The sequence below is a fragment of the Pseudomonas sp. GW-45 genome, assembly GCF_056896675.1.
This window is the reverse complement of the sequence record NZ_CM167674.1, coordinates 414,727-438,976: the sequence shown is the minus strand read 5'-3', so window position 1 is coordinate 438,976 and position 24,250 is coordinate 414,727. Positions and strand designations below refer to the sequence as shown.

Below are 24,250 nucleotides of genomic sequence, written 5' to 3'. Positions count from 1 at the left end.
ATCAACGCTTAGCGAACACCAGCCTGACGCAGCGCAGTAGGCGTGAAGTCATTGCTCCCCGCCTTGTAGCTGTAGTCGTAGTTGCTACGCTCTTCGTTGTTCATGCCCATAGCCAGGTAGCGACCCGCCACCAGGTCATACAGCGTTTCCATAGCATAGCTCGGAACCTGGTCAGGATAACGCTGCAGACCTTCGGCCTCAGCTACACGCCACAACTGATCACGTGCATCGTAGTGATCGATGTGGGCTGCTTGCCAGGAATCCTCGTCCAGGAACATCTGACGCTTAGCGTAGATATGACGCTCGCCTTCCTTAACGGTAGCGGTTACATCCCATACACGGTGCAGCTCGTAACGCACCAGATCCTGGTTGATGTGACCGGCCTGGAAGATCTGCTCGTACTTGACCTCAGGCGAAGCCAGCTCGTAATTGTTGTACGAGACAAACATTTCGCGCTTGCCATTCAGCTTCCACTCGTAACGATCAGGTGCGCCGTTATATAGATCCAAGTTATCTGAAGTACGCATGCCATCGGCTGCGGTACCTGGACCATCGTAGGACACCTGCGGAGCGCGACGTACGCGACGCTGACCGGCGTTGTAGATCCACGCCATGCGCGGATTGGCTACCTGGTTAATGGTCTCGTGAACCAACAGAACGTTACCGGCCAAACGGCTCGGATCAGTTACCTGCTGTTTGAAGTAGTAAAGCATCTCGTTCTTGGCACTGGCATCGTAATCAGTCAACGCACTGGGTAGCACATACTCTTCAACAAAGCGCACAAGATTGTAATTACCGTTCACCTGCGGGGTAGCCTGGGTAACGGTACGCTGCAGCGACGCGCCACGGTAGCGAGTAATCTGGTTCCAAACGACTTCCAGGCCATCCTTAGGAATCGGGAAGGCATAGGCCATTTGGTAATTAGTCAGGCCATTACCGCCGGCAACCAGCTCAGTGTTGGCCGCGTTGTGCTTGGCTGCATCGTTAATTTCTTGCGGTAATGCAACACTGCGACGGCTTTCAAATACGCGCATCTTGAAGGTATCAGGATAACGCTTGAACATAGCGATCTGACCCGGGGCCAGGTTATCGACATACTCTTCGTAGTTGGCGGCTGTGATCACGAATAACGGTTTGTCATCGGCATAAGGGTTGGCCAAAAAGCCTTTTGCGTCGACTGCTGCAGCATCAGTTGCCAAACCACCTGTCCAGGCAGGAATGGTGCCGGCAGCGTTGCCCGCAGTTTCTGCGCCGACCGGCGTCAGGCTGTTGCCCAGCTCGGCAACCTTTTGCGCATCAGCAGCGGCAAAGCTGACTTGAGCGACCAGCGCGGAGGCCAGAAAAGTAGAAGCAAGAATAATCGGTTTCATCGATTCGCCCTGTTTTGCTTGATTGTTTTCGGCTAAGCGCTGCTAACAAATGACGCAGCAGAACGGCCGGAGGGGTGGCATCAAGGAAGCGCGGCCATCGCGCCTGCATAAAGTGTAGACGCACGAAAACATCCTTGCTGTACCGTCTTGTGGACCAGTGCAACAAAGCGTTCAGGATTGTTAGGCTTTTTTATATTCCTTGAGGAGCTGCGCACTTTATAGACAGACGTAATGGCAATCAAGCCCAAGTGTCCCATCGTCACCTTCCGCGCCTTCCAGTCCAACTTTCTACAGCGCCGAATCCATGCGCCTTGCAACCCGGTTAACTACGCTTGAACCGCTCTAGAAGTGAGACATTAGGCAACAATTGATCAGCTAGGCGTGCAGCACCTACAAAAAGACCGCCGGTCGATCACTCGACAGGCGGTCTGCGGACATGCCGCTCGACTATTTCATGGATGAAATACAAGCATCTCCGGACTCTAACCACTGCGCGATTTCACCGCGAATGCGCTTCTTGTCGAGCTTGCCGACACTGGTCTTGGGGATTTCGTTGACCACCGCAATTTGCGTCGGAATCGCCCACTTATTGATCCGACCTTCATCAACAAACGGCATGAGATGCTCGCATAAAGAGTTTGCGGTAACTTCCTGGCCTGCCGCCGCTACTACCAACGCGAACGGACGCTCATCCCAACGCGGATCAGGAATGCCTACCACGGCCACTTCCTTGATGGCTGGGTTGCGGCTGATCAGATCTTCCAGCTCCAACGAAGACAACCACTCGCCACCTGTCTTGATCACATCCTTGATGCGATCCCGAATGTCGATAAAGCCCATAGGGTCGATAGTGGCCACATCGCCGGTATGCATCCAACCACCCGCCCACAGTTCCTTACTCTTCTCTGGCTCACGGAAGTAAGCCTGCGTCAGCCAAGGTGCGCGCAGCACCAACTCACCTTGGGTCTTGCCATCTTTGGGCAGCATGTTGCCGTCGGTGTCAACGATCTGCGCATCAACCATCGGCCCCGGTACACCAGCCTTGATACGATGGCCCACACGGTCGCTTTCGCTGCTGGCTTCCAACTCCAAATTGATATAACCGGCCGAAATCATCGGACAGGTTTCCGACATGCCATAAGCAGCGCTGAGCTGCATACCCTTGGCCAGCGCCCCTTCATACAGACTGCGGTTCAGCGCGCTGCCGCCGATGATCACGCGCATGCCGTCAAAGTCAAAGTCCTTGGCGCCGTCAGCGTTCAATAGCATTTGCAGAATAGTCGGCACGCAATGCGAGAAGGTAACGCCGTGATCCTTGATCAGTTTAACCAGCAACTCGGGCTCGTACCGCCCGGGGTACACCTGTTTGATGCCCAACAGAGTCGCGGTATAGGGAATGCCCCAGGCGTGTACGTGAAACATCGGCGTGATCGGCATATAAACATCACGGTTGCCAAGCATCCGCACGCTATCCAGCGCCCCCAGTGAGGTCGCCTGCGCCAGTGTGTGCAGAACCAATTGACGATGGGTGAAGTAAACACCCTTGGGGTTCCCGGTGGTGCCGGTGGTATAGAAGGTAGTCGCCACCGAGTTTTCGTCAAAATCGGCAAATTCGTAAGTTGGCTCAGCAGCCGCCAGCAGTTGCTCATACTCACCGGCGAAACCGGGAAGGTCCGCCTCTTTGCTTTCTTCGTCAGTCAGCAGAATAGTCGTAGTTACCGTGGTCAGATCGTTCTCAATGGCCTTATAAATAGGCACAAACTCACTATTGACCAGCACCACGATGTCTTCCGCGTGATTCATGGTGTAGAGAATCTGATCCGGCGACAGACGCACATTGATGGTGTGCATCACTGCGCCGAGCATCGGCACAGCGAACATGCATTCCAGATAACGATGGCTGTCCCAATCCATCATCGCGACCGTGTCGCCTGCCTTGACACCAGCTTTGGTCAGCGCGTTGGCCAGCCGACAGACGCGTTGGTTGAAGGTAACGTAGTCATACCGGCTGATGTCCCGGTAGATGATTTCCTGGGTACGCTCGTAACGCTGACCAGACAGCAGCAAGTTCTTGATCAGCAAGGGCGTGGAATGCGCCTCGTCGGTGGGCTTGAGAATACGAGTATTGAGCATGAAATGACCTAGTGTTTTTGGGATTGTCAGGGCATGGAAGCGTAACTAGAACCCACGCCACTGCTCGAAAGCAGTCTAAAGAATAGCGCAGGTGGCAGAGCCGCTAAACATCATACGGATTTTATTCAGACCCATTAAGCGTATAATTGTAAACAAAAGTCGCTTTATGACTGAATTCGAATTCATAGTTTCGAAATAACAACAGTGGAGCCAGAATCATGTCCGACAACAGCATAGTCATCGTTAGCGCTGCGCGCACACCCATGGGCGGATTTCAGGGCTGTCTTTCTAGCGTCAGCGCTGTTGACCTGGGCGCGACGAGTATCCGGGAAGCGGTCAGCCGTGCTGGTCTTGAGGCAGATGCTGTGGAAGAGGTGATCATGGGCTGCGTCCTACCTGCGGGCCTCAAACAAGGCCCTGCGCGCCAGGCCAGCCTGAATGCTGGTCTGCCTAATGCGACAGGTTGCACCACCATCAATAAACTCTGCGGCTCCGGCATGAAAGCCGTGATGCTGGCCCACGATCTGATCAAAGCGGGCAGCAATAAAATCATGGTCGCGGGCGGCATGGAAAGCATGTCCAACGCACCCTATCTACTGGAAAAAGCCCGCACCGGTCTGCGTATGGGGCACGGCGAGATCAAGGACCACATGTTTCTCGACGGCCTGGAAGACGCCCGCAGTGGCCGACTGATGGGTTCTTTTGCGCAGGATACAGCCGATCAGTACGGCATCACCCGCGCAGAAATGGATGCCTATTCCATCGAGTCACTAAAGCGCGCTCAAGCGGCGATTGAAAGTGGTGCGCTAGCTAGCGAAATCGTTCCAGTCACGGTGAAAACCCGCAAAGGTGAAGTGGTAATTAAGGACGATGAGCAGCCCCACAACGCTAATATCGACAAGATCCCTACCCTGAAGCCCGCTTTTAAAAAAGACGGTTCCATCACCGCAGCCAATGCTAGCTCGATTTCTGACGGCGCCAGTGCACTAGTATTAATGAGTGCAAGCGAAGCCGAACGCCGGAGCCTGAAACCGCTGGCTCGCATTATCGGCCACGCTACCCAAAGCCAAGATCCTAGCGAATTCACTATCGCGCCCGTGGGTGCTATCAGCAACCTGTTCAACAAGACCGGTTGGAGCGCGGCAGATGTGGATCTATTTGAAATCAATGAAGCCTTTGCCATGGTCACCATGCTGGCCATGCGCGAACACAAGCTGGATCACGCTAAGGTCAACATTTACGGCGGCGCCTGCGCGCAGGGCCATCCGGTCGGCTCTACCGGCTCACGTATTATCGTTACATTGATCAACGCCTTGCAGAACACTGGTGGCAAACGCGGTGTGGCAGCGTTATGCATTGGCGGCGGTGAAGCGACTGCCATTGCCATCGAACTGATCTGACCCTAGCGGGGCTGGCACTTACCTAAGTGGCAGCCCTTTCTCACGCGCACCGATCAAGATCGCACCAACATAAGGCACAGCACTAATTTGGCGCACCGCTTTGAGCGCACTTGTTTCCTCGATTCCCCTCCAGCTCCCGCCGAGCAATCCATCCTAAATCGTAACCATATGATTTAGATCTTCTTTTTCTGACAATGCGTGACATTGTCAAACTATGGCACGGTCCCTGCTCTGCTCTTAGTCGCCTACAAGGCAGCTACCCGCGACGGACAGGAAACCGATGACTCGCTCATATCAAGGGCACGACCACAGAACACCAGACCAACACCGCCCTGCGGTGGCGGCCCTGCTCAGCACTTGCCTCGCGTTTCCCCTGCGGTCCCGATCCAGCACCCACCGACTCACCCAGCCGGCCACGGGCGCGGATGTTTTGTGTACTTCCTGCTGCGGCGACTTGCCCAATGTCAGCCGCGCACAGCTGTCTCTACCCAAATTACTGGACACAATCACAACAATGGAGATGTACCCATGAAACTGAAGAATCTGGTCAAGAAGGCCGGCGCACTCGGTGTGGCTTGCAGCATGGCGCTCGGCGCGCTGAGCGTGCAGGCTGAAGAAACCATCAAGGTCGGCGTGTTGCATTCGCTATCCGGCACCATGGCGATTTCAGAAACCACACTGAAAGACACCATGCTGATGCTGATTGAAGAGCAGAACAAGAAAGGCGGCCTGCTCGGCAAGAAGCTCGAAGCGGTAGTGGTTGACCCCGCATCCAACTGGCCACTGTTTGCCGAGCGCACCCGTGAACTGCTGGAACAACACCACGTGAATGCGATCTTCGGCTGCTGGACCTCAGTTTCACGCAAGTCCGTATTGCCCGTTATTGAAGAGCTGAACGGCATGCTGTTCTACCCGGTGCAGTACGAGGGTGAAGAGTCCTCACGCAATGTTTTTTACACCGGCGCCGCGCCAAACCAGCAGGCGATTCCGGCTGTTGATTACCTGAAAGACGAGCTTGGTGTAGAGCGCTGGGTACTGGCTGGCACCGACTACGTTTACCCGCGCACCACTAACCGCATTCTGGAAGCCTATCTGAAGGCTGCCGGCGTTGCGGAAGAAGACATCATGATCAACTACACGCCCTTCGGTCATTCCGATTGGCAGAACATCGTGGCCGAAATCAAGCGCTTTGGCAGCACAGGCAAGAAGACCGCTGTGGTTTCCACTATCAACGGCGATGCCAACGTACCTTTCTATCGCGAGCTGGGTAACCAGGGCGTTTCTGCTGAAGACATCCCTGTAGTGGCCTTCTCGGTCGGTGAAGAAGAACTGTCTGGCATCGACACTGGCCCATTGGTCGGCCACATGGCTGCCTGGAACTACTTCATGAGTGAAGACACGCCAGAGAACGAAGCCTTCATCAAAACCTGGCACCAGTTCATCGGCGACGAAAAACGCGTCACCAATGACCCGATGGAAGCGCATTACATCGGTTTCAACATGTGGGTAAAAGCGGTTGAGAAAGCCGGCACCACTGATACCGACAAGGTGATTGATGCCATGGTGGGTGTAGAAGTGCCCAACCTGACCGGAGGCACCAGCAAAATGCTGCCAAACCACCACATCACCAAGCCAGTCCTGATTGGTGAGATCCAGGACGACGGCCAGTTCCTGACCGTATCCAGCACTGATGAACTGGTACCCGGCGATGCCTGGTCCAACTATCTGGAAGGCAGCAAAGACCTGATCTCCGACTGGACTGCACCAATCAGCTGCGGCAACTACAACACCAAAACCAAAACCTGCGTCGGCGCTCAAGCCGAAGAATAAGCAGGACGCTATCTGCTGGCGGCAATACCCAGCGCCAGCAGAAACAAAGGGAGTGGCTCGCCGCTCCCTCTTTGATTGCCCCAGAATAAAACCTTCAGGACCGCAGTTATGAACCCACTTTGCCGCATCACACCCCGGCATACCCTGCACGCCTTGCTGCTCTGGCTGGTCTGCCTGTCGCCTTTGCAAGTCAGCGCGCAAACGCCCGAATCCGAACCCGATGCCCAATCTGCTGCAGCGCCCACCGCTGCTCAGCCAAGCTTCGAACAACTGGTACAACAACTAGCTGGCGGTAGCCTGCGAGAGCGTGCCGCGACCGTTAAACAGCTATCCAGTCAGAGCGATGAACGCCTGGCCGATATTTTTAATGCTTTGGTGGCCGGTGACTTATTGGCCAACAAAGAGAAACCACCCACCATCGCTATTCGCGAAGGTGAAAAGCTAACAGATGCGCTAACCGGTGCCGACCTGACAGGCACCGAGCGGCTGCGCCGCATCCCAGTGAACAACGGTCTGCGTACTCAACTACGCGGGCAAGTCGCGCAGCTCAACCTGAGCCACCCGAATACCGACAAACGCTACGCCGCCGTGCAACGTTTTATTCGCGACGGTGTAGACGAAGAGACCGCCAGCTTGCTGCGCGCCCATCAAGAAGTCGAAGAGTCCGGCCGCGTTCAAGACGCCATCACCACGGCACTGGCCGTGTTTCAACTGCAATCCGATGATCGCGAGATCCGCTTGGCCGCCATCGACGAACTCAGCGGCTCGCTGGAGCAAGAGGCACGCAACGCTTTACGCGGTATTGCCGAGAATGACGCGGACGCCGAACTACGCGCAGCCGCCGCCGAGGCCATCGAGTCCATTCAGGGTCGCATCAGCTTTTACCGCTTTGTCGAGAACCTGTTCTTTGGCTTGAGTCTCGGCTCAGTGCTGCTGCTCGCTGCCATCGGCCTGGCCATCACCTTTGGCGTGATGGGCGTGATCAACATGGCGCACGGCGAACTGATCATGATCGGCGCCTATACCACTTGGGGCGTGCAGGTGCTTTTCCCCGACCTGATCGAGTGGAGCCTGCTGATTGCCGTGCCGGCTGCGTTCCTGATTACCGCACTGGTCGGCATCGCTATCGAGCGCGGCGTCATTCGCTTCCTCTACGGCCGTCCGCTGGAAACCTTGCTCGCCACCTTTGGTTTGAGTTTGGTATTGCAGCAAGCGGTGCGCACCCTGTTCAGCCCCCTGAACCGCTCGGTCAGTTCACCGGAGTGGATCAGCGGCGCGCTGAACGTCAACCCGGTGCTGTCGATCACCTACACCCGTCTGTACATCCTGATCTTCGGGCTAATGGTGTTCTTTGCCCTGATGCTGGTAATGAAGCGCACCACTCTGGGCCTGAAGGTACGCGCTGTTTCACAAAACCGCGCCATGGCCCGTGCGGTCGGTGTGCGCTCCAGCTGGGTAGACGCTCTCACTTTTGGCCTCGGTTCCGGCGTCGCTGGCGTGGCCGGTGTTGCGCTGTCGCAGCTGACCAACGTGGGCCCGAACCTCGGCCAGGCCTACATCATCGACTCCTTCATGGTGGTGGTATTTGGCGGCGTGGGTAACCTCTGGGGCACCTTGGTCAGTGCCATGAGCCTGGGTCTGATCAACAACTTTCTGGAGCCCTATGCCGGCGCCATGTTGGCCAAGGTACTGGTGCTGATCATGTTGATTCTGTTCATCCAGAAAAAGCCCAAGGGACTCTTCCCGCAAAAAGGACGGGCGGCGGCTGACTGATCGCCCCGCTATCCATAGTTAAACGAATTTAACGAGGGAAGAAGTATGCTAACCCAACGACTGTTACTCAGTGATCGGGGCGGAATGCTGGTGCTGGGCCTGGTGGTCCTCATGGCGATTATCGTGCCGATCTGCAATCTGGCGCTGCCTAGCAGCTCGCCGTTCTATATCTCAAACTTTACTGTCGGGCTGCTCGGCAAGTTTCTCTGCTTTGCCCTGCTCGCGCTCTCGGTCGACTTGATCTGGGGCTACGCCGGCATCCTATCGCTCGGCCACGGCGCCTTTTTTACGCTAGGCGGCTACGGCATGGGCATGTACCTGATGCGTCAGATTGGTGATCGCGGTGTGTATGGTCATCCCGAGCTGATGGACTTCATGGTAGTGCTCAACTGGGAAGAGCTGCCGTGGTACTGGCAGGGCTTTGATATGTTCTGGTTTGCCATGCTGATGGTGCTGCTGGTGCCTGGCCTGCTAGCCCTGGCATTCGGCTGGCTGGCATTTCGCTCGCGGGTTACCGGTGTGTATTTTGCAATCATCACCCAAGCCCTGACCTACGCGCTGATGCTGGCGTTCTTCCGCAATGAGATGGGCTTTGGCGGCAACAACGGATTGAACGATTTCAAGGAAATCCTCGGCTTTGATCTCGCCGAAAAAGCCACCCGCGCCGGCCTGTTTGTAGCATCGGCCATCGCACTGGTGCTCGGCTATCTGGCGTGCCGCTATATCGTCACCTCGCGCGCTGGCCGAGTCATCGTCTCGATCCGCGATGCCGAAAGCCGCACGCGGTTCTGCGGCTATCAGGTTGAGTCCTACAAGCTTTGGCTATTCGTCTTTTCCGCCATGCTGGCTGCCGTCGCCGGTGCGTTGTATGTGCCGCAGGTCGGCATCATTAATCCCGGTGAATTCGCGCCACTCAATTCGATCGAAATGGTCGTATGGGTTGCGACCGGCGGCCGTGGCACCCTGTTCGGCGCGATTGTCGGCGCCTTCAGCGTGAACTACGCCAAAACCTTCTTCACTACCTATTCACCGGAAACCTGGCTGTTCATTCTCGGCGGGCTGTTCGTACTGGTTACCCTGTTGCTGCCCAATGGCATCGTCGGCCTGTTTGATCGCTTCCGCCGCAAGGGAGATAAATAATGAACCCACTTAATCGCCTGCGCGAAACCTGGCGCCCGGACCAAGTATTCGACATCGTTCAGCCAGCGCCTACGTTCGACAAATCGCTGGATACCAAGCACGGCCCGATTCTCTACGTCGAGGATATCAGCGTCAGCTTTGATGGTTTCAAGGCGCTGAACAACCTGAACCTCTATATCGACGACGGTGAGCTACGCTGCATCATCGGCCCCAACGGCGCCGGCAAAACCACCATGATGGATGTGATCACCGGCAAGACCAAGCCCGACTCAGGCAGCGTTTACTTCGGTCAGCGGATCAACCTGCTCAAGCTGTCGGAACACGAGATTGCGCGTGGCGGCATTGGCCGCAAATTTCAGAAACCGACTATTTTTGAAGCGCTATCGGTATTTGAAAATCTGGAACTGGCCACCGCATCCAACAAGCGTGTGTGGTACACCCTGAACCATCACTTGAGCGGCGAACAACGTGACCGCATTGATGAAGTGCTCACCCAAATCGGCCTCACCTCGCATTTTAACCAGGAAGCCGGCGCCCTCTCGCACGGCCAAAAACAGTGGCTGGAGATCGGCATGCTGCTAGTGCAAAACCCTCGCGTACTGCTGGTGGATGAACCGGTGGCAGGTATGACGGGTGAAGAGGTCGAGCACACCGCTGAACTGCTGATCTCACTCAAGGGCCGTCACTCGGTGATCGTGGTCGAGCATGACATGGCTTTCGTACGCTCCATCGCCAACAAAGTCACCGTGCTGCATCAAGGTTCGGTACTGGCTGAGGGCAGCATGGACCAAGTGCAGAGCGATCCGCGCGTGGTCGAAGTCTACTTGGGGGAATAACGCATGCTGAACATTCAAGGCATCAACCAGTACTACAACCAGAGCCACATTCTCTGGGATCTTGATTTGGAATTGAAAGAAGGCAGCTGCAGCTGTTTACTGGGCCGTAACGGCGTCGGCAAAACCACACTGCTCAAGTGCATCACCGGCCTGTTGCCTGTCCGCGACGGGCAGATAAACCTAAGAGGCCAGGACATCACCCGCATGAGCACCGAGAACCGAGCACGCTCGGGCATCGGTTACGTACCCCAAGGCCGCGAAATTTTCCCGCTACTCACAGTGGAAGAAAACCTGAAAATCTCACTGGGCGCGCGACCAGATAAAGCCAAGCAGATACCGCCGCAAATCTATGAGCTGTTTCCGGTACTCAAGGAAATGAAACACCGCCGTGGCGGCGACTTATCTGGTGGGCAGCAACAACAGCTGGCGATTGGCCGAGCGCTGGTACTGGATCCTAAACTGCTAATTCTCGATGAGCCCACCGAAGGCATTCAGCCAAATATCGTGCGTGACATTGGTGAGGTAATCCGCAAGCTCAACAGCGAACTAGGCCTGACCGTTCTGTTGGTCGAACAGAAACTACCCTTTGCCCGGCGCGCGGCTGAGCACTTCTTTATCATGGAGCGCGGCCGGGTGGTCGCCAATGGCGAAATGGACACACTGGATGATGAGTTGATTCAGCGTTATCTCACGGTGTAATTGACCGGCGGCTCGGGCGCTTGGATCGCGCTTGAGCCGCCATTCTTATCCGCAATCGCGGCCTGCATCACCAAGCCCTGACCTCCATCAACCCGCGTAGAACCCGATAAAAAACTCACTTGGTAGACTGAATACGGTTTATATCAAGCTATTCACCCGTCGGGCCGCCCTTGCCTAAATCAAACGACTGTTCGACACTGGGTGCCGATTTTCCATCCGCACACTGAAGGGAACAACCCATGAGCGATATTCGTTTTGACGACAAAGTTGTCATCGTAACCGGCGCTGGCGGCGGCATTGGCCGCGCCCACGCCCTGCTGTTCGCCAAGCACGGCGCCAAAGTCATCGTTAACGACCTGGGTGGCAGCACCCAAGGCGAAGGCTCCAACAGCGATGCAGCACTCAAGGTTGTTGAAGAAATCAAGGCCGCCGGCGGTACTGCTATTGCCAACCCTGACAACGTGATCGATGGCGAGAAGATCGTTCAGTGCGCCATGGATAACTTCGGTCGCGTTGACGTTGTCGTCAACAACGCCGGTATCCTGCGTGACAAGAGCTTCGTCAAGATGAGCGATGCCGACTGGGATCTGGTTTACAAGGTCCACGTTGAAGGCGCTTACAAAGTGACCCACGCCGCCTGGCCGCACATGAAGGACAGCAACTTCGGTCGCGTCATCTTCACCGCGTCCACCTCTGGCATCTACGGCAACTTCGGCCAGGCCAACTACGGCATGGCCAAGCTGGGCCTCTACGGCTTGACCCGCACCTTGGCCATCGAAGGCCGCAAGAACAACATCTTCGTCAACGCCATCGCCCCTACTGGCGGCACGCGCATGACTGAAGGCCTGTTCCCAGAAGGCGCGTTCGAGAAGCTCAAGCCTGAGCTGGTCAGCCCGCTGGTGGCTTACCTCTGCTCCGAAGACAACAAAGAAACCGGCAGCCTGTTCGAAGTCGGCGGCGGTTGGATGGGTAAAGTACGCTGGGAGCGTTCACTGGGCATCGGTTTCAACCCAGACGAAGGCTTCACTCCAGAAGACGTTGCAGCCAACTTCGAGCAACTGTGCAACTTCGAAGGCGCCGTGCATCCGAAGGACAACATCGAAGCACTGCGTGAGTTGATGGCTAATATCCAGAAGTTTGCGTAACCGCAGCCAGAAACTTTAAGTCCCAAGCGGCAAGCTGAAGGTCAAAAGCTGGAAGCAAGCGTAAAAAAGCCCGCCGTGACGCAAGTCACGGCGGGCTTTTTATTTGGATTGAAGCGGTAGTTTTCAACCCAGCAGTGACAATCCGCCGCTTGAAAAGAGCATGCCACTTCATCACCGAGAAACTTACCTACATAATTGATCGATAAAAAAAGAGCCTTTTGCCCAAAACCACAACCGCTGCCCAAAGTGAAAGCGCGCTATGCACCAGACTAGTGCCAACCGCTAATACTCACCCGACTGCCATTGCCCATTTCCCTACAACGAGAACCCACAAACCATTCGTCAACAAAACGGCGATTATCTATCTAGCTGATTTCAGACGTCAAAAGTTCATAATTCACTGATAGGATCGCTCCATCTCTGGTTCTCAAGCATCCGCAGCATTTTTTGGCATGTTCCCTGCATTTGTTTGAATACCCGTTCCTCTAGGACAGAAGGACTGGAGTCAGGGTCGGCAAATCGTCGCCAACTCTGTCATCCCAAGGTAAAAAACGGAGCAATATGCGAATGGAAAGCCTCGCCGCAGCACCAACATCTTGGTATTTGTTGCAATGTAAGCCCCGCCAAGACTCGCGTGCGGAGCTTAATCTCCAGCATCAACAATACACCGTTTTTCGCCCCCAAATCGCCAGTAAACGCTTACTCGGCAAAACCAGTTCAAATAGTCTGGAAGCGCTGTTTCCAGGCTATATGTTTATTGCACTCTCCCAGGAAGACAACTGGGGACCTCTGCGGTCAACCCGGGGTGTTAGCCGTATTGTCGGCTTCAACAACACTCCACTTAAGGTGGCGGATCAGGTTGTAGAGCACCTCTACGAGCGATGCAGCACTTATCAGTCGGAAGAGCCCATTCTCGCTCCCGGCGACGCCGTGCAGATCGTTCAAGGCCCACTGAACACGTTGGAAGGTATCTTCCTATCAATGGACGGTCACGAACGTGTAGTGGTTCTACTGCAACTACTGAGCCGCGAACAACAGGTTCGAATGCCTCTGGAACACATCCAGAGCGCTTGAAACGCTCCACCAGAGAGCGAGAGTTACAGGATGCTGAATGGCATTCCTCGAAACTGATTAGAACCCCCGACTCGTGGGGTGGAACAAATCTTTCTACTGCCAGATTCGTCTCAAGGGATTAACGATAAACCCTTGGGGCGGTAGCGTGCCTGAAAGCTCAGTATGGATACTGACGAGTACTGGATTACCGGGTTTTGTTCACGACAAAAAGCACAAGCCATGCGCACACTCATGACCGTGCTCACCTTGTTCTTCCTTACCTGCGGTAACGAAATAAACGCTGTGAATAACAACGAAAGCAGCACCGTAAGCCCGAGCTGAAACAACGGATTAGACCTGAGACTTGGAAAGATGCAAAACGCAAGGATACGTGGATGAAATCAGCCAGCTCACTCGCCATAGTGCTTATTGCGCCTACGCTACTGCCTGTTTATGCATGGGCTCTCGACCCGCAAAGTGTATATGTTGCTGGAATGCAACTCGTCCCTACACTGAAGGTAAGCGAATCCTATGACGACAACTTCCGCCAGCTAAACAAACACGAAGAGTCGTCCTGGATTACCACAATCGCGCCTGAACTGGCGTTGGTTGCCGAAGATCGCAACAGCGCCTATCGCTTAATTTATAAAGGCAATAGCCAGATCTACCACGACGATTCTGACGCCAGTAACACCGACCATATAGTTAAGCTCGATGGCGTCATGGAGTTCACCGCCCGCCAGCGCCTCAAGCTGACCGGTGAATACCGCAAAATGGAAGACACTGCTGACACTGCTGTGGAGACAGAGAACGACAAATACCACGTCAAATCGATTAGCGGTTTGTATAGCTACGGCACCGAGAGGGCCAGTAACCGTATCGATCTGGGTGCCAGATACTCAGAATTACGCTACGACAATAGCGGCAACATCAATGCCGATGAGGAGCGTGACACAACCAGCGTTAACGCAGTCTTGTTTCATCGTCTGGGTGGCTCCACTACTGCTCTGATAGAGGCGCGTCACACCGATTATGACTATCTGTTGGCCAATAGCCGACGCAACAGCACGGAAGAAGCTCTGTTAGCCGGCGCAGTCTGGGAAACCACCGAAAAAACCACCGGTAAATTACGTGTTGGTTACGAGATCAAAGATTTTCAGCGCAATGACGTTGATGATCTAGAAAGCCCCATGTGGGAAATCGGCATCGACTGGGAACCCCGTACCTACTCTAAATTCAGCCTGTCTACACGACAATCGTTCGATGAAGGTGACGACGGCTCCAACGCCATCAAGAACACCAGCTCTACCGTGGCCTGGAGCCATGGCTGGACCAACCGCATTACCTCAAGGGTATTTTTCGGCTATTCGCAGCAGGATTACGAAGGCCAGGACCGCCAAGACGACATCACTAACATAGGAGCGAACCTGACTTACAAAATGCGCAGCTGGTTGGACATCGGCGTTGGCTACACCTTTATCGACAATAATTCCGATGCAGACAACGAAGGCTACAAACGCAACATCTACTTGATCAGCCTAACAGGCAGTCTCTGAGCAAAAACAACTTGAGCCCCGCCCTATGATTTATAGAACCGTTTTAGCGCTTGTAACCTTGGTGTTTTGCCAACTGGTTGGCGCGGAAGGAGATGGTCAGTACCAACTTGCCTCTGGCGACGTGGTGCGAATCACCGTATTTGGCGAAGCAGATTTGAGCTTTGATGAGATCCGCCTGAATGACGCGGGCACGTTCTCCTACCCATTCATTGGTCAGGTGCGCGCGCGGGGCAAAACGCCCAGTCAGATCGAAGATGTAATCGCCAGCAAGCTTAAAGATGGTTACTTGATTGACCCGCGCGTAACAGTAAGCGTGGTCACTTACCGCGAGTTCTACATCATCGGCGAAGTAAAAAAACCTGGCGGTTACCCTTACCAACCTGGCCTCACACTGGAGCGTGCGATTGCTCTGGCTGGCGGCTTGACCGAGCGAGCCTCAACCAACCGAGTAACCATCATGCGTGGCAACGGAACCACCCGCAACGCCCAGAAAGCTGAACTCGAAACCGCCATTCATCCAGGCGACTCCATCAACATCGAGCAGGGTTTCTTCTGATGGATAACACTCCGCGCGCTACCAGTGAACGTTTCATTCCTCTTCACCATAGCAGTGAAGAGGACGACGCCATCGACCTCCGAAAACTAGGCAATGTGCTTTGGGCTGCCAAGTGGAACATCGCCGCATTGGTGGTTGTAGTAACCGTGTTGGCTATCGTTGCTGCGCTCAATTTAGTGCCGCAGTATCGTTCCAGCGCTACCCTGCTGATTGAGGAAAAGAACCCTCAAGTGCTGTCGTTCCAGCAAATTTATGATCCAGCCAACACCACCAGCGAATACCTGCAAACCCAACTTGGTTTGCTGCAATCGCGAGCGCTGTCTGAACGTGTGGTTCGTTCCCTTGGTCTTATCGAAGACCCGTTTTTTGATCCACGCCAGTACTCCAAACCACTGATCGACCCAAAAAACATATTGCGCAATATGGGCGTTTCCGACCTGGTCCCTGGCCTGCTCCCGGAGGAAGACAACAGTGGTCCAAGCGAAGAAGAGCTGACTAACTACGCTACGCAAAAGCTCATGAATTTGATTAACGTCGGATTTGTCGGCAAAAGCCAATTGATGGCCATCAGCATCGAAATGCCCAACGCCGAATTGTCTGCAAAGATCGCCAACGCCTTGGCTGAAGGCTTTATCGAGAGCCAGTTGGATGCCAGCTTAAACATGTCACTCTCGACCACCATCTGGATGGACTCTCGCCTGGCTGAACTACAAGAAAAGCTGCGCAACGCTGAGAACACCCTGCAGGGCTATCGCGAGGCCCAAGGCCTTGTGGACGTCGACGGCGTTACCACCATCAGTGCCAATGAGCTGTCGATGACCGGCAATCGAATGATTGATGCCCGTCGCGCTCGAGCTGAAGCCGAAAGTCAATATCGCCAGGTGCAATCCTTTAGCTCTGGAGACCTAGACCGACTGGCCAGTGTGCCGGCCGTTCTAGGCCACCCACTGATTCAACAGTTCAAAGCTGAGGTCGCCAGGTCGCAGGCAAAGGTAGACGAGCTATCCAGCCGTTATGGTGATAAGTACCCAAGCATGATTGCTGCTCGCACTGAACTGGCCGCTGCAACAGCAAGCCTGCAGGCACAAGTGCAGTTGGTGGTGGCCGGACTCCAGCGCAACTATCAACTGGCGCAGGCCAACGAGAATTCACTAAGCAAGTCTTTCAACAATAACAAAGCGCAAATCCAAGACATTTCACGCAAGGAGTTCAAACTGCGTGAGCTACAGCGCGAAGTGGATAGCAACCGGGTTCTTTATGAAACCTTTCTGACGCGCTTGAAAGAAACCGCCGCCACTTCCGATATCAACTCGGCGAACGCCCGCATCGTCGATATGGCGATAACCCCAAGCGCACCGAGCAAACCGCGTAAATCGCTGATCGTTGCTATGGCTGCGGTACTGGCGGGCTTTATTGGTATTGGTCTCACGCTGCTGTTTGAAGGAATGAACAATACCTTCAAAGGCACTGACGACGTGGAAAGTAAACTCAACTTGCCGGTACTGGGTGTGGTGCCGATGGTGCTGAAAAAGAATCGCCACCAGGTTGCCAGTCTATTTCAAGAGAACAAGGACAAGCGTTTCTGTGAGTCAATCCGCACCCTGCGCACCAGCCTGGTATTGTCTGACTTGGACTCACCACGGCGAATTATATTGGTTACTTCATCAGTGCCAGGTGAAGGCAAAAGCTCAATTGCCAGCAACCTGGCGTTCTCCCTCGCACACATTGAAAAAGTACTGCTGATAGATGCCGATCTGCGCCGGCCCACCATGGCACGCAATTTTGACTTCCCAGTCGGCGCGCCTGGCTTGGCCAATCTGATTGCTGGCACCGCCAAGCTTGAGGAATGTATTCGCACTGTCGGCAATGTCGACATGATCCCAGCCGGAATGGTGCCACCGAACCCACAGGAGTTGCTCTCGTCATCACGACTGACAAAACTTCTTGAGGGTCTGAAAACCAGATATCAACGCATCATTATCGACTCACCGCCCACTCAAGCCGTGAGCGACTCGATGTTACTCGCGACCATTTCCAATGCATTGATATACGTGATCCGAGCAGAAAGCACGTCGATACCCTTGGTGCAAAAAGGTGTTGGCCAATTGCTGCAAAACAATGCCCCGGTAACCGGCGTCGTACTAAACCAAGTCGATGCGAGCAAAACCAAGCGCTATGGACACAACTACGCCAACTACTACGACAATTACGGCAACCAGTCGCAACCACAGACCTAACTGCAGAAAGCTGAAAGCGACCACTTAAACAGGCGCGCTTTCATTAAGTTACAACTTCACGTTACTTGCTCTCGAGCCAGAACAAGCTAAGAAACCCAGCCCAATAATTTTGCTGTCTGCGGCAATGCTTTACGCATTGCTTGCGTCGGCTGCACGTGCATCCGGACGACATGCCCATGATCGACATCCACTCACACCTGCTGCCGGGCATTGATGACGGCGCACAAAACATGGCCGAGGCACTTGAACTTGCGGCGCACGCCGTGGCCTGCGGCACCACACATATGCTTTGCACGCCGCACCTGCACCCTGGGCGTTATAACAACACGGCAGCCCGTATTGCCCTGGCCGTACGCGAATTTTCCGCTGCCCTGGCCCAGGCCAAAATTCCCTTACAAGTGAGCGCGGCCGCGGAAGCACGGTTTGATTCGGACCTGGTGACGCTGGCAAAACGCAACGAACTGCCCTTTGTTGGCGAATGGAATGGTCGCCAAGTGCTATTACTGGAGTTTCCTCACAGCGCAATTCCAGCGCAGGCTGAAAAGCTCACTAGCTGGATGCTGAAAAACAACATCCAGCCATTGATTGCCCATCCAGAACGTAACAAGGGTGTGATGGCTAACTACAAACGCATTACGCCATTTCTTGAACAGGGCTGTTTGCTACAAGTGACCGCTGGCTCGCTGGTCGGGCAATTTGGGCCAACCGCACAGAAGTTGGCCGAATCTCTATTACTGAGCAACCACATAACCATACTTGCCAGTGATGCCCACAACATGAAAAACCGCCCACCAAATCTACTTCCTGGCCTAGAACAGGCTACTCGTCTGATTGGTGAAGCGGCAGCTCGCAAGCTGGTACAGGATAACCCTTGGCGCATGGCGCATGGGCATTTCCCAACAACGCACATGAATACCGTTACCGCTATTAGCCCCGTCAGTGTGGATACACCCGGTGTGGATACATCCAGTGCGGACACACAGGCGCAAACTACGTCACGTGTTTTATCCAATTAACAGCGCCACCTACCTCAACCAACATGGCCGAATACGTGAGCGCGTTTGCGCCCATAGCAAATATACCTTAGGGGAAGTCAACACCGAGTTCGCCTACGCATTCGAGCAAGCCAAGCAACTCGGACGTTATCACCCGCGAGTACAGTTTGAGCTAGCCAATAACGGCATACGTGCCTGATCAAATCTGTCTTTTAAGCAACGCCTCTCTGCCCTCTTTTGAATGCGTAAAACCCTAGGTAGCAGCGATGCTAACGCAATTCGCCTGCTTGCCATGGCCCAGTCCACAGGACTGGAAAGAATGCTCTGTGAGAGTGCCGGCTAAGACCTCGACAGAGTCCGCAAACGTTGTATGCGTGCAGGTGACCCTTAATGACTTCCCAACACAGCAGTATTTTGGCAAATCGCCGTGGCCTGACGTTTTGGGGCCAGTGGGCGACTGCCATGTTTCTTGTCAACCTGATCCTTACTGCCATTGTGATCCACCGTTACGGCATAATCCCAAGCGAATACAGACTGCTTGGCGTTCTTACCTTACTCGGTTCGGTGCCTTGCTATGCGGCGCTTCAGGTCTATCACAAACGTCATCGCCTGCTCTCTGGGCTGGGACGCTTGGCCGCTGGCTGGGGCTTGTTGTTAGGTGCACTGCTAACCATTGCTTTCGCCACCAAAAACATTGGCATCTATTCGCGCGAAGTTGTGCTCCCTTGGGCCATTCTTGGCTTTGTTGTGCAGGTGCTGAGCTACTTACCACTGCGCATGATTACCCGCCTGCACTCACGCAAGCTACGTAAAGAACGACTTTCCGTGATTGTTGGTACCGGAGCTCTGGCCAAAGATCTAGCATATAAACTCAGCCACCCGAACCGGGTGCCACTCGCTGGCATGATTAGCACAGATAAAAGCGACCCAAGCGACGAGTGCGCACTGCCGGTGCTTGGCAATCTGGAAAACCTGCGTGACATCATCGTGCGAGAACATGTGCGCCGCGTGTACATCGCCGTACCATTGGGCGAAGTAGCACACATCGAAAGCATCTACATTGATCTGCTGGACATGAGCGTCGACGTGGTATGGATTCCTGACTTCGGCAGTATGTTGTTGCTCAATCAGTCAATCTCCGAGATCGAACACATGCCCGCCATCTACCTGAATGAAAGCCCGATCAGCTCTCATCCGGCGGCGCTGTTCGCAAAAGAAGCTATGGAGCGCACCCTGGCGCTGCTGGCGATCATCATTCTCAGTCCCGTTATGGCCGGCATTGCCATTGCTGTGCGCCGCTCCTCGCCAGGGCCGATTTTGTTCAAACAGGAGCGCCATGGCTGGAATAGTGAAGTAATCAAGGTGTGGAAATTCCGCTCCATGCGTATGCACGACGACCATGTAGTAAAACAAGCAACGCGCGGAGACGACCGTATTACACCGGTGGGCGCGTTTATTAGACGCACCTCGCTAGATGAGTTGCCGCAGCTGTTCAACGTGCTCTTTGGTGAGATGGCGCTGGTCGGACCACGACCACATGCAATTACCCACAACATCTATTACACCGACAAGATCCGCGCGTACATGGCGCGGCATCGGATCAAACCGGGCATCACCGGTCTGGCGCAAATCACCGGCCACCGTGGCGAAACAGAAACAATCGACAAGATGCAGCAACGGGTCAATCAGGACCTCAACTACATCAACCAGTGGTCTTTGTGGTTGGACATAAAAATCCTGATCAAAACGCCATTCACACTACTGTCGAAAAACATCTACTGATTACCCTGGGCCTCATGGCCTGGGACTCAACCATTTTTCAGGGCATGCCACGCGAACCATGACTGCCATTCCTATCCTTATATTCTGGGGGCTCGCCTTCTGGGGCTTGTTCGGCAGAATTCATGTTCTGTTGTACCTGTTTTTCGCGTCGATGCCGTTCGGCGCGTTTGCGGTTATCCCGTCACAGCTCACCGGCGGTTTGACCCTGACGCCAACACCCATGATTTTGCTACTGCTGATTTTGCGCACTATCGCAGCACCCGGCGGTTTACAATTTTTTGCCACCTTAGCTCTGTCACCAAAACGATTACTGTGGCTATTTATATTTTGGTTGGTGGCGATTTATACCACTGTTTTTATGCCACGGTTGTTTGGCGGCGACGTCACCATCATCCCTGTGCACTTGCAGCTTTACACCGAAGGTGAGCTGCTATGGCCAACTTCGCAAAATTTTTCACAACTGGCCTACTTGAGCATCTCCGTGTTCGCCGTATTTGCCTTTACTCGCATACTGCGCGACGAAAACACTCGTCAGCACGCATTAGCCGCCATGTGCTTAGGCGGCGCAATGGCAGTGCTCACCGGTCTGCTTGATTACCTGAATCAGTACATACCACTTAATCCGTTACTCGACCCTTTTCGTACCGCCACATACAACCTTCTAACGGAAGTTCAAGTAGCTGGAGGCAAGCGCGTGGTAGGCCTGATGCCAGAAGCCTCGGTATACGGTATTCGCTGCCTGATGTTTTTAAGCCTGCTGTACTTCTTCCGCCACGCGATGACTGATCGCTGGCTGCGAGAACGCGTGGTACCAGCGCTTATCTTTTTGCTGATACTGTTTATCTGGCTATCTACCTCATCGGCATCCTACGTTGGTTTGATCGTGTTTTTTCTGCTGGCGGTCATCGAATGGTCACAGCGCAAAGCTTCGCCGCGCATCTCCAGCTTCGGCCGCAAAGGTCTTGGCGCGGAGTTCTGGACTGCTTGGACAGCTTTGATCGGTATTGGCCTGGTGATTTTGTTTGCCCCAAGCATGCTTGATCCGATCATCAACAACTTCAACGAAATGGTGGTGAACAAATCCCAGTCCAGCTCCTTCGAGGAGCGCAACATGTGGACTGCTGTGGGCTGGCAAGCGTTGATAGACACCTGGGGCCTCGGCGTGGGTCTCGGTGGCACCCGTACGTCTAACTCCCTAGCAGCTATTCTGAGCAATACCGGGCTGCTGGGCGGCTTTCTGTATTTGTCATTTGCCTTCCAAACTCTAATGCGCAGGCTGAATACAAGAAGCAACGAAATCAGCAATGCCATGATGAGCGGCGCACGCTACGCCTACATCCCGCCGTTCGCCGTCGGCCTATTGATCAGTACCACACCCGATTTTGGTAGCTATAACTCATTTTTATACGGTATTGCGCTGGCAGTCATACTGACTACCAACAACAAAATCAGTCAGTCTGCCCACTCATTCAATGTGGGTACTTTGCAATCGAAGCATGCGCCGAGTGATTTACCAAGATGACGAGCGCCAACAATATCCACAACCAGTCTCGCGCTGACTTTTACTTCGTCTATACCGCGTACGCCTTTCGTTATCTCTACCTGCTGCTGCTGATTCCATTCTTTGGTCGGGTGCTGGGGGTTGAAGGGTATGGCGTGGTGCTGGCCGCCATGTCGTTGATGACCATAGTCTGGCGTTTCGTCGAATGGGGTTTTGCCACCGCTGGCATGCGCGACATTGCTACTGCTGAACCGCAACGCTATGTGCGCCTGTTCAGTGACCAACTAACTGCGCGCGTTATGCTCGGGATGCTTGCCATTGTTGGTGGCGCAGCCGCTATTGCGTTGTCGCCGGTGCTCGCAGCGCATCCATTGACTGGCATCCTGGCGGTCACGCTGGGTATTGTTTCGGCATTTAACATTGGATGGTATTTCATTGGCAGTGGCCGTCCACGTATTGCGGTGAAACTGGAAGTGTTGGGTTTTGCCATCAGTCTGGGCCTCATTTTTGCGTTGGTGCGTGGCCCCGAAGATGACGATCTGGTGCTGCTATCTCTGCTCTGCTCGGCGGTGATTGCTCTCTGCGCTGCACATTGGACTGCACGCCGGGAAATTAGCGCCACGTCCCTGGATATCAAGGCTGGTATGGCCTTGGTTCGCTCATCCAGCACCATTTTTCTGTATACCGGCAGTTCGGCACTATTGGTGGCTTCGTCCACCTACCTGCTTAGTATTTTGTCCACGCCGGCAGAGGTCGGTGCCTTTGGTGCAGCTGAACGTCTGGTAGCGGTTGGCTTAAGTGTGATGGCACCGGCCGGGCAGATTTTTGTACCGCGCATAACCGCTTTTTTTGTCCGCGACGAAGCGGCTGCATATGCTCTGATCCGCAAGGCACTAGTGCTGCTCACCGGGATCGGCATATTGGGGTTGGCGTGCAGTTTGCTGCTGGGAGACTGGATTGTGCCGCTGATTTTCGGCCCCGGCTTTGAGTCGAGCGTAGCCATTTTGCAGTGCCTCGCTTTCATATTCCCCATTAGCGCCATCACTCTGATTTTGAGCAGCTATGTGCTGATCCCGCTGCATAAAGAAGGCCTACTGGCCAAAATCGTCTTATGCAGCGCTGCAGTCAGCCTGGTCTGCGCAGTCCCCCTAGGCATGAATTACGGCGGTATTGGCATGGCGGTGGCCCGCCTGTTTGGGGAAATTTTAGTGTTTGTCAGCCTCAGTTACGCGTGCTGGAAAATGGGGATCCTGCGCCGGCTATTTACGTTTGAATCCAAGGGACTTTCGAAATGAGGGGCTTGTAACATGAAGGCATTCGTCATTATTGCCACCAAAGGACGCGCCAAGGAAACCTACGTTCTACTCGACTATTTGGCCAAACAAACCTTGGCCGCATCGTTCATCTATCTAGTCGGTAGCGAACAAAAAGATGTAGAAGGGCTGGAGCAGCACCCACTCTTCGCCGCAGGAAAAACCGCAGTTTTGCTCTCTACTGCAGGCCTGACGACGCAACGCAATGCCGGGCTGGTAGCTTTAGCGCCTTTAGTTAAAGAACTGCCGCCGCAAGACTGGTTTGTCACTTTCTTCGATGATGACTTCCGTCCAGCCCCCGACTGGCTGGAGAACGCCGCCAAGACACTACAGCAAGATTCAACTGTGGTCGGCATTACCGGTAACGTACTTGCCGACGGAGTGAACACCGAGTTCGGCATCGCCGAGCTTGACGCACCGCTATACATCGACGGCAGCAAACCGCCGGAAACGCATTGGTCGAGCGCCGCACAAAGGAAACTCCTCGACGGCCTGTATGGCTGCAACATGTCCTATCGAGGCACCGTGGCTGGCGTTGAGCGCTTTGACGAGCATTTGCCTATGTACGGATGGCAGGAAGACTGGGACTACTCCAGTCGCGCTCGGAAGTTTGGCAGCCTGACTCTTGAACCCAGCTGCAAAGGTGTACACCTGGGCGTCAGTTCAGGTCGCACCAGCGGTGTACGCTTCGGCTACTCGCAGATTTCCAACCCGATTTTCCTATTGAAAAAGGGTTCAATGAGCTGGAGCAAGGCTTGTCTGTTGATGTCGAAAAACATCGTCTCCAATGTGGTGAAAACGCTATTGATGGTGCGCATCAAAGATTTCCCCGGCCGCCTGCGCGGTAACTTTCTGGCCTTCTCGCACTTGTTCACCGGCAAGCTCGACCCTCTGCACGTTCTGAAAATCTAAACATTCGTCAGCCGACCCT

The 24,250-nt window shown here is 54.3% G+C and carries 18 protein-coding genes; 16 read left to right on the top strand and 2 right to left on the bottom strand.

Annotated elements, in window-relative coordinates; translation table 11 throughout:
- Positions 1-8 precede the first annotated feature (8 nt).
- Positions 9-1,370 carry a DUF1329 domain-containing protein gene (locus AC1XYH_RS01950; protein ID WP_483324991.1) on the bottom strand — a complete coding sequence of 454 codons (1,362 nt, stop codon included), beginning with the start codon at positions 1,368-1,370 and terminating at the stop codon, positions 9-11.
- Between the two features lie 447 nt (positions 1,371-1,817).
- Complete coding sequence (locus tag AC1XYH_RS01945; protein ID WP_483324990.1) at positions 1,818-3,503, bottom strand: fatty acid--CoA ligase; 1,686 nt, start codon at positions 3,501-3,503, stop codon at positions 1,818-1,820.
- Between the two features lie 218 nt (positions 3,504-3,721).
- Here AC1XYH_RS01945 and AC1XYH_RS01940 point away from each other — a divergent pair, with 218 nt between their 5' ends.
- The 16 genes from AC1XYH_RS01940 to AC1XYH_RS01865 all read left to right on the top strand — a co-directional run bounded on the left by AC1XYH_RS01940 (position 3,722) and on the right by AC1XYH_RS01865 (position 24,231).
- Complete coding sequence (locus AC1XYH_RS01940) at positions 3,722-4,903, top strand: acetyl-CoA C-acyltransferase (RefSeq protein ID WP_483324989.1); 1,182 nt, start codon at positions 3,722-3,724, stop codon at positions 4,901-4,903.
- 528 nt (positions 4,904-5,431) lie between these two features.
- Positions 5,432-6,733: an urea ABC transporter substrate-binding protein gene (urtA, locus tag AC1XYH_RS01935; protein WP_483324988.1), complete on the top strand. Its 1,302-nt coding sequence runs from the start codon at positions 5,432-5,434 to the stop codon at positions 6,731-6,733.
- A gap of 108 nt (positions 6,734-6,841) precedes the next feature.
- Positions 6,842-8,506 (top strand): urea ABC transporter permease subunit UrtB, encoded by a 1,665-nt coding sequence (urtB, locus tag AC1XYH_RS01930; RefSeq protein WP_483324987.1) that lies wholly within the window; start codon positions 6,842-6,844, stop codon positions 8,504-8,506.
- Positions 8,507-8,551: 45 nt separating this feature from the next.
- Positions 8,552-9,646 (top strand): urea ABC transporter permease subunit UrtC, encoded by a 1,095-nt coding sequence (gene urtC, locus AC1XYH_RS01925; RefSeq protein WP_483324986.1) that lies wholly within the window; start codon positions 8,552-8,554, stop codon positions 9,644-9,646.
- Positions 9,646-10,482, top strand: coding sequence for an urea ABC transporter ATP-binding protein UrtD (gene urtD, locus AC1XYH_RS01920; RefSeq protein WP_483324985.1), 837 nt, complete (start codon positions 9,646-9,648; stop codon positions 10,480-10,482). Before urtC ends, urtD begins: the two co-directional genes overlap by 1 nt.
- A gap of 3 nt (positions 10,483-10,485) precedes the next feature.
- Complete coding sequence (gene urtE, locus AC1XYH_RS01915; protein ID WP_483324984.1) at positions 10,486-11,181, top strand: urea ABC transporter ATP-binding subunit UrtE; 696 nt, start codon at positions 10,486-10,488, stop codon at positions 11,179-11,181.
- A 239-nt stretch (positions 11,182-11,420) separates the two neighbouring features.
- Positions 11,421-12,326: an SDR family oxidoreductase gene (locus AC1XYH_RS01910; protein ID WP_483324983.1), complete on the top strand. Its 906-nt coding sequence runs from the start codon at positions 11,421-11,423 to the stop codon at positions 12,324-12,326.
- 561 nt (positions 12,327-12,887) lie between these two features.
- Positions 12,888-13,400 carry a transcription/translation regulatory transformer protein RfaH gene (rfaH, locus tag AC1XYH_RS01905; RefSeq protein ID WP_483324982.1) on the top strand — a complete coding sequence of 171 codons (513 nt, stop codon included), beginning with the start codon at positions 12,888-12,890 and terminating at the stop codon, positions 13,398-13,400.
- Between the two features lie 374 nt (positions 13,401-13,774).
- Positions 13,775-14,935, top strand: a complete 1,161-nt coding sequence (locus AC1XYH_RS01900) for an outer membrane beta-barrel protein (RefSeq protein ID WP_483324981.1) — start codon at positions 13,775-13,777, stop codon at positions 14,933-14,935.
- 25 nt (positions 14,936-14,960) lie between these two features.
- Positions 14,961-15,491 carry a polysaccharide biosynthesis/export family protein gene (locus AC1XYH_RS01895; RefSeq protein ID WP_483324980.1) on the top strand — a complete coding sequence of 177 codons (531 nt, stop codon included), beginning with the start codon at positions 14,961-14,963 and terminating at the stop codon, positions 15,489-15,491.
- Positions 15,491-17,728 (top strand): GumC family protein, encoded by a 2,238-nt coding sequence (locus AC1XYH_RS01890; protein ID WP_483324979.1) that lies wholly within the window; start codon positions 15,491-15,493, stop codon positions 17,726-17,728. The genes AC1XYH_RS01895 and AC1XYH_RS01890 overlap by 1 nt, the downstream gene beginning before the upstream one ends.
- A 176-nt stretch (positions 17,729-17,904) precedes the next feature.
- On the top strand, positions 17,905-18,744 hold the full coding sequence (locus AC1XYH_RS01885) for a tyrosine-protein phosphatase (protein ID WP_483324978.1): 840 nt from the start codon (positions 17,905-17,907) through the stop codon (positions 18,742-18,744).
- Positions 18,745-19,113: 369 nt separating this feature from the next.
- Positions 19,114-20,505 (top strand): undecaprenyl-phosphate glucose phosphotransferase, encoded by a 1,392-nt coding sequence (locus AC1XYH_RS01880; RefSeq protein ID WP_483324977.1) that lies wholly within the window; start codon positions 19,114-19,116, stop codon positions 20,503-20,505.
- Positions 20,506-20,563: 58 nt separating this feature from the next.
- The gene (locus tag AC1XYH_RS01875) at positions 20,564-22,027 is read left to right on the top strand and encodes a hypothetical protein (protein ID WP_483324976.1); all 1,464 of its coding nucleotides are present in this window, start codon (positions 20,564-20,566) and stop codon (positions 22,025-22,027) included.
- Entirely contained in the window at positions 22,024-23,301 is a 1,278-nt protein-coding gene (locus AC1XYH_RS01870; RefSeq protein WP_483324975.1) for an oligosaccharide flippase family protein, read from the top strand. Before AC1XYH_RS01875 ends, AC1XYH_RS01870 begins: the two co-directional genes overlap by 4 nt.
- A gap of 12 nt (positions 23,302-23,313) precedes the next feature.
- Positions 23,314-24,231, top strand: a complete 918-nt coding sequence (locus AC1XYH_RS01865) for a glycosyltransferase family 2 protein (protein ID WP_483324974.1) — start codon at positions 23,314-23,316, stop codon at positions 24,229-24,231.
- Positions 24,232-24,250: the final 19 nt, after the last annotated feature.

Excerpts from the sequence above, each read along its gene's own strand:
- AC1XYH_RS01950 (WP_483324991.1), bottom strand. The coding sequence starts at position 1,370 with ATGAAACCGATTATTCTTGCTTCTACTTTTCTGGCCTCCGCGCTGGTC.
- AC1XYH_RS01945 (WP_483324990.1), bottom strand. The coding sequence starts at position 3,503 with ATGCTCAATACTCGTATTCTCAAGCCCACCGACGAGGCGCATTCCACG.
- AC1XYH_RS01940 (WP_483324989.1), top strand. The coding sequence starts at position 3,722 with ATGTCCGACAACAGCATAGTCATCGTTAGCGCTGCGCGCACACCCATG.
- urtA (WP_483324988.1), top strand. The coding sequence starts at position 5,432 with ATGAAACTGAAGAATCTGGTCAAGAAGGCCGGCGCACTCGGTGTGGCT.
- urtB (WP_483324987.1), top strand. The coding sequence starts at position 6,842 with ATGAACCCACTTTGCCGCATCACACCCCGGCATACCCTGCACGCCTTG.
- urtC (WP_483324986.1), top strand. The coding sequence starts at position 8,552 with ATGCTAACCCAACGACTGTTACTCAGTGATCGGGGCGGAATGCTGGTG.
- urtD (WP_483324985.1), top strand. The coding sequence starts at position 9,646 with ATGAACCCACTTAATCGCCTGCGCGAAACCTGGCGCCCGGACCAAGTA.
- urtE (WP_483324984.1), top strand. The coding sequence starts at position 10,486 with ATGCTGAACATTCAAGGCATCAACCAGTACTACAACCAGAGCCACATT.
- AC1XYH_RS01910 (WP_483324983.1), top strand. The coding sequence starts at position 11,421 with ATGAGCGATATTCGTTTTGACGACAAAGTTGTCATCGTAACCGGCGCT.
- rfaH (WP_483324982.1), top strand. The coding sequence starts at position 12,888 with ATGCGAATGGAAAGCCTCGCCGCAGCACCAACATCTTGGTATTTGTTG.
- AC1XYH_RS01900 (WP_483324981.1), top strand. The coding sequence starts at position 13,775 with ATGAAATCAGCCAGCTCACTCGCCATAGTGCTTATTGCGCCTACGCTA.
- AC1XYH_RS01895 (WP_483324980.1), top strand. The coding sequence starts at position 14,961 with ATGATTTATAGAACCGTTTTAGCGCTTGTAACCTTGGTGTTTTGCCAA.
- AC1XYH_RS01890 (WP_483324979.1), top strand. The coding sequence starts at position 15,491 with ATGGATAACACTCCGCGCGCTACCAGTGAACGTTTCATTCCTCTTCAC.
- AC1XYH_RS01885 (WP_483324978.1), top strand. The coding sequence starts at position 17,905 with ATGATCGACATCCACTCACACCTGCTGCCGGGCATTGATGACGGCGCA.
- AC1XYH_RS01880 (WP_483324977.1), top strand. The coding sequence starts at position 19,114 with ATGACTTCCCAACACAGCAGTATTTTGGCAAATCGCCGTGGCCTGACG.
- AC1XYH_RS01875 (WP_483324976.1), top strand. The coding sequence starts at position 20,564 with ATGACTGCCATTCCTATCCTTATATTCTGGGGGCTCGCCTTCTGGGGC.
- AC1XYH_RS01870 (WP_483324975.1), top strand. The coding sequence starts at position 22,024 with ATGACGAGCGCCAACAATATCCACAACCAGTCTCGCGCTGACTTTTAC.
- AC1XYH_RS01865 (WP_483324974.1), top strand. The coding sequence starts at position 23,314 with ATGAAGGCATTCGTCATTATTGCCACCAAAGGACGCGCCAAGGAAACC.